Here is a 12,650-nt window from a genome sequence, read left to right as displayed (position 1 = left end):
AGTTCCACGGACATCACGGTAGCCTGAATTGTTTGGATCCGGCCGGCCCGTTACATCTGATGGCTGACGTTCCGAAGCTCCCCCCAACAGAGCGAGGCCACCATGCCGATCGACACCGTCGCCGACCTCATCGCGGAAACGCTGATCCAGGCCGGCGTGAAGCGGATATTCGGCGTGGTCGGGGACAGCCTGAACGGCTTGACCGAAGCGCTGCGCAAACGCGAGGTGATCGACTGGGTTCATGTCCGGCATGAGGAAGTCGCCGCCTTTGCGGCCTCGGCTGAAGCGCAAATCACCGGAGGGCTCGCGGTATGCGCGGGATCGTGCGGGCCGGGCAATCTTCACCTCATCAACGGCTTGTTCGATGCGCATCGCAGCCGCACGCCGGTACTGGCTATCGCCGCCCAGATTCCATCCGCGGAAATCGGCGGGGGCTATTTTCAGGAGACTCATCCCCAGGAGTTGTTCCGCGAATGCAGTCATTATTGCGAGCTCGTTTCCGATCCCGCGCAGCTTCCTTATGTGCTGGAAAATGCGATCCGCGCTGCGGTCGGCCGCCGTGGCGTGGCCGTGCTGGTGATCCCCGGCGATATCGCGCTGCGACCGGCGCCCAGCCGTGGCATTTCACCGAATGCTGGGCTTCTGCCGAAAGCCCCGGTGGTTCGGCCGGATGAGACGGAATTGACGGCGCTGGCGGGGCTTTTGAACGGCGCCAAACGTATCACGCTGTTCTGCGGCCGCGGCTGCGCGGGCGCCCATCCCAGCCTGATGCGGCTGGCGGACAAGCTCAAGAGCCCGATGGTGCATGCGCTCGGCGGCAAGGAACACGTTGAATTCGACAATCCCTATGACGTCGGCATGACCGGCTTCATCGGCTTCTCGTCCGGCTACGCCGCCATGCACGCCTGCGACGTGTTGCTGATGCTGGGGACGGATTTTCCCTATAAGCAGTTTCTACCGACGGGAGCGAAGATCGCGCAGGTCGATATCCGCCCCGAAAATCTCGGCCGCCGCTGCAAGCTCGATCTCGGTCTCGTCGGCGATGTCGGCGTCACGATCGAGGCGCTGCTGCCGAAACTGACGGCAAAGGATGATCGCCGCCATCTCGACGACAGTGCCGCCCACTACAAGAAAGCCCGCGCCGGACTGGACGAACTGGCGCGCGGGACGCCCGGGCACAAGCCGATTCACCCGCAATATCTGGCGCGCCTGCTCAGCGAGGCGGCTTCCGACGACGCGGTGTTCACGGCCGATGTGGGCACGCCGACGATCTGGGCGGCGCGCTATCTCGTCATGAACGGACGCCGTCGTCTGCTGGGATCCTGGGTGCACGGCTCGATGGCCAACGCGATGGCGCATGCGATTGGCGCCCAGGCGTCGCAGCCGGGGCGACAGGTGGTGTCGATGTCCGGCGATGGCGGGTTTGCGATGCTGATGGGTGACCTGATCACGCTGCGGCAGAAGAAGCTGCCGGTGAAAATCGTGATCTTCAACAACGGCGTGCTCGGATTCGTTGCGCTGGAAATGAAGGCGTCCGGGTTCATCGAGACCGGCGTCGATCTCGAAAACCCTGATTTCGCGGCGATGGCCCGGGCCATGGGCATTCATGCGCGGCGGGTCGAGGATCCCGGCGATCTGCCGCAGGCGATCCGCGACGTACTTGATCATGACGGGCCGGCCGTGCTCGACGTCGTGACGGCGCGGCAGGAATTGTCGATGCCGCCCACGATCACCGCGGAACAGGTCAAGGGCTTCAGTCTGTGGGTTCTGCGGGCTGTCATGAGCGGGCGGGGCGACGAGGTTCTTGACCTAGCCAAGACCAACCTGCTGCCGCGTTGAAGGTGCGGATGCGCATGTAATTCAAGTCATTCCGGGGCGCGCAAAGCGCGAACTCCGATGCGCAATTGCGCATCGGAGAATCTCGAGATTCCCCGGTGCGCAATTGCGCACCTGAGGTATGGTGCTTACGCACCATCCCGGAATGACCGCTACGCGGTCACTTCTTCACCAGCGGACAATCGCTGGCCTCGAGCGGCTTGGCGGCGTCTTCCGGGGCGATCGTGGCGATCTGCTTGTAATAGTCCCACGGTCCCTTCGACTCTTCCGGCTTCTTCACTTCGAACAGGTAGGCCGGAATGAGACGGCGGCCGTCGGCGCGCAGCGGGCCCTTGCCGAACAAGGGGTCGTCGGTCGGCAGTTCCTTCATCTTGGCGATCACCTTGGCGCCGTCATGCGGATTGCCGCCGAGCGCTTCCATCGCCTTGAGATAATGCAGCACCATGGCGTAGTTGCCGGCTTGCGTCATCGACGGCATCGCATTCTTGCTCGCCAATGCGGCAAACCGCTTCGAGAAGGCGCGGGTCTGATCGTTCAGGTCCCAGTAGAAGGATTCCGTGAAAGTCAGGCCTTGCGCCGTCTTCAATCCCAGCGAATGCACGTCATTGATGAACAGCAGCAGTGCGGCCAGCTTCTGGCCACCGGCGACGATGCCGAATTCGGAGGCCTGCTTGATCGCGTTGGTGGTGTCGCCGCCGGCGTTGGCGAGGCCGACGACCTTGGCCTTGGAGGCCTGCGCCTGCAGCAGGAACGAGGAGAAATCCGAGGTGTTGATCGGATGCTTGACGCCGCCGAGCACCTTGCCGCCATTGGCGGTGACGACCGCGGAAGTATCGCGCTCCAGTGCGTGGCCGAAGGCGTAATCGGCGGTCAGGAAGAACCAGGTGTCGCCGCCGGATTTGGTGAGCGCCTTACCGGTGCCGTTGGCCAGCATGTAAGTGTCGTAGGTGAAGGAGATCGTGTTCGGCGTGCAGGCCTTGCCGGTGAGATCGGCCGTCGCGGCGCCCGAATTGAGCAGCGCGATGTTCTTCTCCTTGACGAGGTTGCTGACGGCGAGAGCCACGCCGGAGTTCGGCGTATCGGCGATCGCATCGACCTTGTCGTTGTCGATCCATTGCCGCGCGATGTTGACGCCGACGTCGGGCTTGTTCTGATGATCGCCGCTGACGACGTCGATCTTCCAGCCCTTCTTGAGCAGCCCGGAATCCTCGATCGCCATCTTGACCGCGACCACTGAATTGGGGCCGCCGATATCGGCGTAAAGGCTCGACATGTCGTTCAACACGCCGATCTTGACGGTCTTGTCCTGGGCGTAGGCGGGCGCAGCAAAGCTGACGCCGGCAACGGTAATCAACGCGGCGAGTCGCCGCGCGGTGAATGCAGTCATGTATTTCCTCCATCTATGTCGCCGGGTGGCCTTCTTTGGGAGGTCCACGCCCGGCATATGACTGAGACGGTGGTAGTGGTTCCGGATGTCCTGGGCAATCCACCTATCGTAGCGCGTCCGATGTCAGCTTGAATTTCTGGATTCGCTTTCCGGTGTCGACTTCGGCGGTATAGACGTTGCCCTTGGAATCCACGGCCATGGCGTGAATCCAGTGGAACTGCCCGGCATTGCGGCCGCTGCGTCCAAAACTCCCGACCACGGTACCGTCGTCGCGCTTCAGCACCCGGATTTCGTTGTTTTCGCCATCGGCGCTCAACAGCCAGGTCTGTTTCGGATCGGGCCAGACGGCGATGTCCCACACCGCGCCATTGCCGAGCGTGTTCTTCTCGAAGAACCACTCCTTCACGAAAGTTCCATCCTTCTTGAACACCTGGATGCGGTTGTTGATGCGGTCGCAGACATAAACCATCCCGTCATTGGTGAGCTTCACGCAATGCACGGGATTGGCGAATTGCTGGGCAGCCGGCGCCTTGGGATCATAGGGCGGCTGCTTGTCGTCGTTCGGCGGCCTGCCATAGGCGCCCCAGTGCCGCTTGTAGGCGCCTGACGTGGCGTCGAACACGATGACGCGGCGGTTGCCGTAGCCATCGGCGATGTAGATCTCGTTGGCATCCTTGTCGACCGCGGTCTCGGCGGGTTTGCCGAGTTGCGTGGTGTCGTTGGAGCCCTTGCTCGGCGCGATCTTGCCGATCTGCATCACGAACTTGCCGTCGAGGGTGAACTTGAGAACCGCGTTGTCATTGTCGGCGTTGCCGCCGACCCAGACAAAACCCTTCTCGTCGACTTCGATGCCATGTTCGCGGCCGACCCATTCATAGCCTTCGCCCGCACCGCCCCAGGAGCGCAGCAGATTGCCCTCGGCGTCGAACTCCAGCACCGGCGGCGCCGAGACGCAGCATTTCGATCGGGGCGGGGTCAGCGTCGCGCCCTTTTCGTCGTCGGTCAGCGAGCGCGGACGATGGATGACCCAGATGTGGTCCTTGGAGTCGACGGCGATGCCGCCGACCTGGCCGAGAATCCAGTTGTTCGGCAGCGGCTTCGGCCAGGATGCATCGACCGCGAACGTCGGAATGTCGCCGGCGAGCGCGGGAAGCGGCATCGCCGCAACTGACATCAGCATGGCGGTCGCGACGCCTGCGAAAATGGTTTTGGTGAGATGTTGGATGGCAGGTATCGAGCGCGCGCGATGATGCATCGGCATGATGCTTCCTCCCTTGATCTTCTTGGCGGGTTGCTCCCGCTTGCGCGGGCAGTCAATCGCGGGGAGGAGGAGGAGTCAACGGTATGACACCGTCATTGCGAGCGAAGCGAAGCAATCCATGGCGCCACGCAAAGGAAGAATGGATTGCTTCGCGGAGCCTGTCATCGGGCGCGCATTCGCGCGTCCCGTTGGCTCGCAATGACGTGGAGAGAGTTCAAGCCGGCGCGCGAAAGTCCATCAGCGTGCGCGTCTTGTAATCGTAGAGCTTGCCGGTTTCGGTCCAGTCGGGCGCGCACATCGGCACGATGAACTCCGCTGCCTGCTCCGGCGTGTCCAGCGTCGCGGGGTCTTCGCCGGGGAATACCGTGGCGCGCATCTTGGTGCGGATCGGGCCGGGGCTGAAAAGGTTGACGCGGAGATTGGTGCTCGCGGTCTCCTGTGCCCAGGCGCGCGCCAGGGCTTCGAGGGCGGCCTTCGAGGCGGCGTAGGGACCGACATAGGCGCTGGCCTTGTTGGCGGCGCCGGAAGTGACGAACACGGCGCGGCCGGCGTCGGACTGCCTTAGCAGCGGTTCCATGCATCGGATCAATTGAAAGTTCGCGGTGACGTTGACCGCCATCACGTCGTTCCACGGCTTCAGCTCGATATGACCGAGCGGCGAGGAAGGGCCGGCGACGCCGGCATTGCCGACGAGAATGTCGATCTTGCCGTGACGCTCGTGCAGCGCCGCCCCAAGCCGGGCGATGCCGTCGGAGTCGGTGAGGTTGAGCGGCACCAGCGTGGCGCTGCCACCGTCCTTGCGGATCTCGTCGTCGAGCTCTTCCAGCCCGCCTTGCGTGCGCGCCACCGCCACGACATGCGCGCCGGCCTTGGCAAGCGCGCGCGCGGTGGCATAGCCGATGCCGCGCGAGGCGCCGGTCACGAGAGCGATACGGGAGGCGAGGGATTGGGGCATAGAAGAAGCTCTAGCAAAAACGTCGTCCCGGCGAAGGCCGGGACCCATACGCCGTGACGGTTATGAGGCGATTGGTGGTTGTATCAAATGGCGTTCGAAAAACGAAGGCCGGTGGTTATGGGTCCCGGCCCCGGAGCGCAATTGCGCCCTAGGCCGGGACGACACAGTCAACTCGCCTCCGCCAGCAACGACAATTGACGGGGCGACGGCTCGGTTTCGCTCTGGTCGGTGAGGTGGGTCGGGTAGGCGCCCGTGAAGCAATGGTCCGAGAATTTCGGATTGGCGGGATCGCGGCCGGGTTCGCCCATCGCGCGGTACATGCCGTCGATCGACAGGAACGCCAGTGAATCGGCGCCGATGATCTCGCGCATCTCCTCGAGGGAATGCGTAGCGGCAAGGAGTCCGCCGCGGTCCGGCAGGTCGATGCCGTAATAATCGGGGTAGAGGATCGGCGGCGAGGCGAGGCGGAAATGCACTTCGCGCGCGCCGGCGTCGCGCATCATGCGCACGATCTTCTTCGAGGTGGTGCCGCGCACCAGCGAGTCGTCGATCAGGATGATGCGCTTGCCTTCGATCGCGGCGCGGTTGGCCGAATGCTTCATGCGCACGCCGAGTTCGCGCACGCTCTGGGTCGGCTGAATGAAGGTGCGGCCGACATAGTGGTTTCTGATAATGCCGAGTTCGAACGGCACGCCGGAATGCTGGGCGTAACCGATCGCAGCCGGCACGCCGGAATCCGGCACCGGCACCACGACGTCCACCTCGACACGGCTCTCGCGCGCGAGCTGCGCGCCGAAGGCTTTTCGAACCTCATAGACCGAACGGCCGCCGACGATGGAATCCGGCCGCGAGAAATAGATGTACTCGAAGATGCAGGGCCGCGGCGGTTTTGGCGGAAAAGGCTTGTGGCTGTGCGCGCCCTTGTCGTCGAACACGACGATTTCGCCGGGCTCGATGTCGCGGACATATTTGGCGCCGATCATGTCGAGCGCGCAGGTCTCCGAGGTCAGGATCGGGTGACCGTCGAGGTCGCCGAGCACCAGGGGACGGATGCCAAGCGGATCGCGGGCGCCGATCAGTTTCTTGTTGGTCAAGGCCGTCAGCGAATAGGCGCCCTCGATCGTGCGCAGCGCCTCGATAAACCGGTCGACGAAGCGGGTGCGCTTCGACTGCGCGACCAGATGCAGGATCACTTCGGTGTCGGTGGTCGACTGCATCATGGCGCCGTGGAGCACGAGTTCGCGGCGCAGCGTCAGACCGTTGGTGAGATTGCCGTTATGGCCGACGGCGAAACCGCCGGCATTGAGCTCGGCGAACAGCGGCTGCACATTGCGCAGGATGGTGGCGCCGGTGGTGGCATAGCGGACATGGCCGACGGCGGCGTTGCCGGGCAGGCGCTCAATCACTTCGCGGCGGGAGAAGGTGTCGCCGACGAGGCCGAGCCGGCGTTCGCTGTGGAAGCGGCTGCCGTCGAAGGAGACGATGCCGGCGGCTTCCTGGCCTCGGTGTTGAAGGGCGTGTAGTCCGAGTGCAGTGATGGCGGCGGCCTCGGGGTGGCCGAAGATGCCGAACACGCCGCATTCCTCGCGTAGCGTGTCGCCTTCGAGATCGTCCTGCAAATCGATCGGACCGGAATTTCGGTCAAGTTGCTCGGCGGGATCGGAAGGGTTTTGCATCGCGTCCATCGCCTCTCTTTTGGCCAAGAGTTACTTGCTCGCAGGTTTCTCGATCAGCTTTTTAAGGCCGTCGCGGGCAGGTTTGCTGTAGCCATCGCCGGACGCCGGGGCTGCCGGCTCGGCGTCAGTTGAATCGTCGTCGGGTTTATTCTTCTTGAATCTCTTTAAGATGGTGTTCTCAGGGTCGTCAGGCAAGAGCGCCATTAACCAATCGCCGGTTCCCTGCAGCACCATCCGGGACTTCGCCCCGGTGATCCAGTCGGGTCGCTGCTTGTCCGGAACCAGCCAGCTGAAGAATAGGAAGGCGACAACCACGATCAGGAGGCCGCGGGCCAGACCGAACAGGAAGCCCAGCGTGCGATCCAGCGCGCCGATCCGGGAATCCAGGATCATGTCCGAAATCCGCACCGTAATGATGGACACCACGACCAGGGTCGCGATGAAGGTGCCGGCTACCACCACCACGGCCGCCACCGTGTCGTTATTGAAATAAGTTTTGGCGGTCGGCAGCAGCTTGGAGAAAGCATACAGCGTGACCAGAGCCGCCGCGCCCCAGGCCGCGATCGACAGAATCTCGCGCATGAAGCCGCGCACCATGGCGAGCAGCCCCGAAATCAGCATCACACCAAGCAGGACGAGATCGAGTATCGTTATCGGCATCGGCTGGTCAGGTCCGCTCGTAAATGCTCAAAGTCTTGCGAATCGGCGTGTCGGTGCCGTTCTAGGTGATGGTCATATGGCGTGTCCCGCAAGGCCGGATATCACGCCATCCCACGCGCCTTTCGCGCGCGTTGTATAGCGGCGAGGGGGCGTAACGTCACGCCGCTTTAGCCGTTCTCGCGACGGAATCGCGCCGGTGTGGCATTTTTCTCCGCTGGGCCCTCGCGATTGGCCTCGCGGTTACCCTCTCGATTGGCTCTGGGCGTGCCGCGCGCGGCAATTTCGGCGACCAGGCTGGTCAATCCGCCGACGCTGTTCAGCACAAGGCCCGCGTCGCCGCCGGCCTCGCCACGCGCCGATTCGGGCAGTATTGCGCGGCCAAAGCCGAGTTTTGCCGCCTCCTTCAGCCGCGCCGAGGTTTGCGCCACCGGCCGGACCGCGCCGGACAGCGAAATCTCGCCGAAATAGACCGCATCCGTCGGCAGCGGCGCGTTGACCAGCGACGACACCAGCGCGGCGGCGGCCGCGACGTCGGCCGCAGGCTCCTGGATCCGCAGGCCGCCGGCCACGTTCAGATAGACGTCGTAGCCGGACAGTTTGACCCCGCAATGGGCCTCCAGCACCGCCAGCACCATCGAGAGCCGGCTCGGGTCCCAGCCGACCACGGCGCGCCGGGGAGTGCCGAGGGTGGTCGGCGCCACCAGCGCCTGCAATTCCACCAGCACCGGGCGGGTGCCCTCGATGCCGGCAAACACAGCGGTGCCGGGACTGCCGAGGTCGCGTTCCGACAGGAACAATTCGGAGGGGTTCGAGACCTCCCGCAGGCCGAGGCCGGTCATCTCGAACACGCCGATTTCATCCGTCGGGCCGAAGCGGTTCTTCGCCGCGCGCAGGATGCGGAATTGCTGCGAGCCTTCGCCCTCGAACGACAGCACCGCATCGACCATGTGCTCGACCACGCGGGGGCCGGCGATCTGGCCGTCCTTGGTCACGTGACCGACCAGGATGATCGTGGCGCCGGACTTCTTGGCAAACCGAATCAGCGCCTGCGCCGAAGCGCGGACCTGGGTGACCGTGCCGGGGGCTGATTCCACCGTATCGGTCCACATGGTCTGGATCGAATCGATCACGATCAGGCGCGGCACCGCGCCCTCGGACAGCGTCGAGACGATGTCTTCGACGGAGGTCTCGGCGGCGAGCTGCACCGGCGCGTCGGCAAGGCCGAGCCGCTCGGCGCGCAGCCGCACCTGGGCGACGGCTTCTTCGCCTGAAATGTAGACCGCGCGATGCCCCGCACGCGCCATCATGCTGGTGGCCTGCGTCAGCAGCGTCGATTTGCCGATGCCGGGATCGCCGCCGACCAGCAGCACCGAGCCGCGGACAAAGCCGCCGCCGGTGACGCGATCGAGTTCGACCATGCCGGAGGAGAGGCGGGGCGCGTCCTGGCTTTTGCCGGTCAGCGATTCCAGCGCGAAAGTTCTTCCCCTGCGTTTGGAGCGGATCGAGACCGGCATCGAGGTGGCGCCTGATGTGTCCTCCTCGGTCAGCGTGTTCCACTCGCCGCAGGACTCGCACTTGCCCTGCCAGCGATTAAACGCCGCGCCGCAGTTCTGGCAGACAAAGGAGAGGGTGGATTTGGCCATGAAGTCCCGGTGAGCGAATGTTCTTATTTTGTTCTATAGCGGTTCCAGCGCCAAGTCAAAGGCTGGAGGGCCCAAGCCGGAATCAAAACAGTTCGGCAATCGTAGACGCCGTTTTGATGCCGGTGCCTGAAATCAACACCACCGTGCTTTCCCGCTCCGCAATAACGCCTCGCGCCGTGAGGCTGGCAAATGCCGCCGCGACACTGGCTGAGGTGGGCTCGACGAACAGGCCGAGCCGCGCGAGCCGCCTCAGGGCTGTGATGATCTCGTCTTCGGAAACCGCGATCGATTGCCCGCCGCTGTCCTTCAAGGCGTGGATCATTTCCTTGAGCCGCAGCGGATGCGCGATCGCGGTGCCTTCCGCGATCGTCGTGCGGACGGCGCGGTCGACCGGCGTGTCGACGCCGGCCTGGAAGCTGGCGTCCAGCGGCGAGCAGTTGAGGGGCTGCGCGGCAAACAGTTTTGGAAGTTTCCTTATCTGACCGGCCGCGAGCAATTCGGAGAACCCGATGTGGCAGCCGAGCAGGTTGCTGCCCGCGCCGACCGGCATGATGATGTTGTCGGGCGCCGTGAAGTTGAAATCTTCCCAAAGCTCATAGGCGACCGACTTGGTCCCCTGCAGGAAGAACGGCTGCCAGTTGTGGCTCGAGTAGAAGATCTCGCTGGACTGCCGGATCGCCTCGCGTTGGGACTCCTCGCGCGGACCTTCGACTAGCTGCACCTCGGCGCCATAGGCGCGAACCTGCGCGACCTTGGCGGGCGACGTATAGGCGGGTGCGAGGATCTTCACCCGCATGCCGCCGGCCGCGCCATAGGCCGCAACCGACGCGCCGCCATTACCGGAGGAGTCTTCGAGCACCGCATCGATGCCGAGCTGCCGCACATAGGACAGCATGACCGTGGTGCCGCGGTCCTTGAAGCTGCAGGTCGGATTGAACCATTCCAGCTTGAAGAACGGCCGAAAATCGTCCCATTCCTTCTGCACCAGTGGGGTGCAGCCTTCACCGAGCGAAATCGGTCTTGCAATTTCGACCGGCAGCGAAGCCCGGTACCGCCACAGCGACCGCGTGCCGCGATCGATGTCTTCGCGGCCGATGCCGGGCTGCGGGTTGATCAGCAGCGGCTTTTGCCCGTCGGCGCACCAGCGCGGCACATCCAGGGAAAAGCGCTCGCCGCTGCGCGGTTCGACGTAGAAGGAGTCGTTTGGATTTGGTTTGGATCGGGGCATTTGGACCTATTTCAATCGCTGCTTCAGAATGTGAACGGCGGTCGAGGCGGCAGGCCAGAGCTGTAGCCTGTAGCGATCATCTCCGCTTAGCCCGTCTTCCGAAAGTGTATCAAGTGCCCCGTAGGAAACTCGGACCCGATAGACGCCCGGCGGAACCTCGACGCGTTTTGCATCCGGGAAGTAGTCGGTGCAACCGGCGATTACGATCCGCCCAGACGTCACGTCCAAGCCCGCTTCAACCACGTGATCCCATTCAGAGAACTCATCCTCCGGCGCGTGCTCGAGAAAATCCACTGTGACCGGGACATCCATGTTTCGCACCGTGCCGATGCCAACCGTCCCCGGGGCCAGCGCCAGCAATCGGTCAGTTGCCTCTTCATTCCATGCCTGGGAAAGGTCGCCTTTTGCTGCCTCATCCTGGATGTAGAATTGGAAGTAGTCGGCGAATAGAACAAGCTCGAATGACTTCATGAAATGCCTTGCCCGACGGTTGGGTCCAATGAGCGCGGCGTCATAGCATGAATTGGCTTGGCATGAATCAGGTCGCCTCGTAATCCCGCGTCCATATCCCCACTGGTTGCTCGAGGCCGCGAATGGTCCGCGCGGGCTTTTTGACAAGATGCAAAAAGTCGTCGCTCGAGCTGCCGGTTTCTGCCCGCGCCCGCTGCACCAGCTCGTCGCTGGCAACCAGGGCGCAGCCGTATTCACGCGTCAGCGCTTCAAGGCGGCTTGCGGCGTTCACCGCCGTGCCGATCACGGCGAATTCGAGCCGGTTCAGGCCGATATCGCCGAGCACGACCTGACCGTAGTGCAATCCGACGCTGAGCTGGATCGGAGGTTCGTTGCGGGTTTTTCGTTCGCGGTTGAGTTCAGCGATCGATCCGATCATGGCCTGCGCGCAGCGCAGTGCGTTGCCGGCGTCGGAATCGCTGGTGAAGGGCGTGCCGAACGTCGCCATCAAGCCGTCGCCGAGATATTTGTCCAGCGTGCCGGCGTGCCGGAACACTTCCCGTTCCATCCGCTCGTGGAACTGCCGCAGTGTCCCGATCACGTCCATCGGGCTGCGGCCGTCTGCATAGGCGGTGAAATCAACGATGTCGGCGAACAGCACCGCGACGTTCTGCGTCCGCACCTGCTTGAGCGGATCGTCGTTTTTCGACAGCTGTTCGACGACATTGGGAGAGAAATAGCGCGCAAGATTGGTGCGTTCGCGCTCGATGCCGGCGTGGCTGATCAAGAGGGCGTTCGAGCGGCGCGCCGCCAGCGCCAGCGTCATGGCGACGATCAGGAAGACCGTGATCTGCTGGAACCGGGCGCCAAAACCGATCGACGAGGGATCGATGATATCGAACAGCCTGACGTCGGAGCCGACGGCGGCCCGCACCCGTTCCGACAGCGCGGCGTGGGTTTGCGGCTGCAGGTAAACCCAGCCGACGCCGATCGCCCACAGCGCCGAAGTCCAGAACCCCATCGCCACAACGGTGCGCCATGAATAGGCCAGCGTCGCGGTGGCCAGGAAAACAAAGAAGTAGATGAAGCTGTCGAACCTGTACTGCATGGCAACCGGCCAATCGACCGTGCTCCAGGGATTGGGCACAACGGTCAGGAAGGTCATCAGCAGCAGATCGCAGAATATCAGAACAAGCTCCGGCACGGACCGCTCGGCCTTGCCGACCTTGAGCTGGGCCCAGCCGATCAGCGCAAACAGGCCGAGCATCACGACGTAATAGAGGACCTCCCACTCCGGATTGATGATCGGCAGGGTGGCGGCCGTCACCGCCAGCGCAACCCAGCGGGCGCGAACAGCGAGCAACAAACCCTCGCGCTTGCTGTCGGTAAGCGCGGCCTCCGCGAATCTCAGGGTGTCTTGCCGGGCGTCGCTCTGTTTGGCGGGCTGGCTCCCGGCGGTGGTGATATCAGCTACATCAGCTATTGCGCTCAAGACATCGCCCTCAAGGCCGAATTGATCGGATCATGCACTATGCCATGATACCGGGCATTGTT

Annotated in this window: 10 protein-coding genes; 1 reads left to right on the top strand and 9 read right to left on the bottom strand. The window is 63.5% G+C overall.

The genetic code is table 11. The features are described from left to right. The first annotated feature begins 102 nt into the window (after positions 1-102). A complete protein-coding gene (gene poxB / locus JQ611_RS02790) occupies positions 103-1,839 on the top strand; it encodes a ubiquinone-dependent pyruvate dehydrogenase (RefSeq protein WP_212464446.1) in 1,737 nt (578 codons plus the stop codon). Between the two features lie 157 nt (positions 1,840-1,996). On the opposite strand, the gene JQ611_RS02785 is transcribed toward poxB, so the two are convergent. The 9 genes from JQ611_RS02785 to JQ611_RS02745 all read right to left on the bottom strand — a co-directional run bounded on the left by JQ611_RS02785 (position 1,997) and on the right by JQ611_RS02745 (position 12,588). After that, complete coding sequence (locus JQ611_RS02785) at positions 1,997-3,223, bottom strand: ABC transporter substrate-binding protein (protein WP_212264825.1); 1,227 nt, start codon at positions 3,221-3,223, stop codon at positions 1,997-1,999. Positions 3,224-3,326: 103 nt separating this feature from the next. Further along, entirely contained in the window at positions 3,327-4,403 is a 1,077-nt protein-coding gene (locus tag JQ611_RS02780) for a hypothetical protein (protein WP_249132903.1), read from the bottom strand. A gap of 295 nt (positions 4,404-4,698) precedes the next feature. After that, positions 4,699-5,439 (bottom strand): SDR family NAD(P)-dependent oxidoreductase, encoded by a 741-nt coding sequence (locus JQ611_RS02775; RefSeq protein ID WP_212264824.1) that lies wholly within the window; start codon positions 5,437-5,439, stop codon positions 4,699-4,701. Positions 5,440-5,606: 167 nt separating this feature from the next. Next, positions 5,607-7,115 carry an amidophosphoribosyltransferase gene (gene purF, locus JQ611_RS02770; protein WP_212388817.1) on the bottom strand — a complete coding sequence of 503 codons (1,509 nt, stop codon included), beginning with the start codon at positions 7,113-7,115 and terminating at the stop codon, positions 5,607-5,609. A 30-nt stretch (positions 7,116-7,145) separates the two neighbouring features. Beyond that, positions 7,146-7,775 carry a CvpA family protein gene (locus JQ611_RS02765; protein ID WP_192740670.1) on the bottom strand — a complete coding sequence of 210 codons (630 nt, stop codon included), beginning with the start codon at positions 7,773-7,775 and terminating at the stop codon, positions 7,146-7,148. 167 nt (positions 7,776-7,942) lie between these two features. Then, a complete protein-coding gene (gene radA, locus JQ611_RS02760; RefSeq protein ID WP_212464445.1) occupies positions 7,943-9,418 on the bottom strand; it encodes a DNA repair protein RadA in 1,476 nt (491 codons plus the stop codon). 82 nt (positions 9,419-9,500) lie between these two features. Then, entirely contained in the window at positions 9,501-10,646 is a 1,146-nt protein-coding gene (locus tag JQ611_RS02755; RefSeq protein WP_212464444.1) for a threonine synthase, read from the bottom strand. A 6-nt stretch (positions 10,647-10,652) separates the two neighbouring features. After that, the gene (locus tag JQ611_RS02750; RefSeq protein ID WP_212464443.1) at positions 10,653-11,117 is read right to left on the bottom strand and encodes a hypothetical protein; all 465 of its coding nucleotides are present in this window, start codon (positions 11,115-11,117) and stop codon (positions 10,653-10,655) included. A gap of 67 nt (positions 11,118-11,184) precedes the next feature. Beyond that, entirely contained in the window at positions 11,185-12,588 is a 1,404-nt protein-coding gene (locus JQ611_RS02745; protein ID WP_212464442.1) for an adenylate/guanylate cyclase domain-containing protein, read from the bottom strand. Positions 12,589-12,650: the final 62 nt, after the last annotated feature.

The organism is Bradyrhizobium sp. AUGA SZCCT0182 (assembly GCF_018130185.1).
In the GTDB taxonomy this organism is placed as follows: Bacteria; Pseudomonadota; Alphaproteobacteria; order Rhizobiales; family Xanthobacteraceae; genus Bradyrhizobium.
Note: the sequence above shows the minus strand (reverse complement) of the source record. Positions and strands in the feature narration are given on the sequence as shown.

Coding starts and splice junctions, on each gene's coding strand:
- poxB (WP_212464446.1), top strand. CDS start 103: ATGCCGATCGACACCGTCGCCGACCTCATCGCGGAAACGCTGATCCAG.
- JQ611_RS02785 (WP_212264825.1), bottom strand. CDS start 3,223: ATGACTGCATTCACCGCGCGGCGACTCGCCGCGTTGATTACCGTTGCC.
- JQ611_RS02780 (WP_249132903.1), bottom strand. CDS start 4,403: ATGCTGATGTCAGTTGCGGCGATGCCGCTTCCCGCGCTCGCCGGCGAC.
- JQ611_RS02775 (WP_212264824.1), bottom strand. CDS start 5,439: ATGCCCCAATCCCTCGCCTCCCGTATCGCTCTCGTGACCGGCGCCTCG.
- purF (WP_212388817.1), bottom strand. CDS start 7,115: ATGCAAAACCCTTCCGATCCCGCCGAGCAACTTGACCGAAATTCCGGT.
- JQ611_RS02765 (WP_192740670.1), bottom strand. CDS start 7,775: ATGCCGATAACGATACTCGATCTCGTCCTGCTTGGTGTGATGCTGATT.
- radA (WP_212464445.1), bottom strand. CDS start 9,418: ATGGCCAAATCCACCCTCTCCTTTGTCTGCCAGAACTGCGGCGCGGCG.
- JQ611_RS02755 (WP_212464444.1), bottom strand. CDS start 10,646: ATGCCCCGATCCAAACCAAATCCAAACGACTCCTTCTACGTCGAACCG.
- JQ611_RS02750 (WP_212464443.1), bottom strand. CDS start 11,117: ATGAAGTCATTCGAGCTTGTTCTATTCGCCGACTACTTCCAATTCTAC.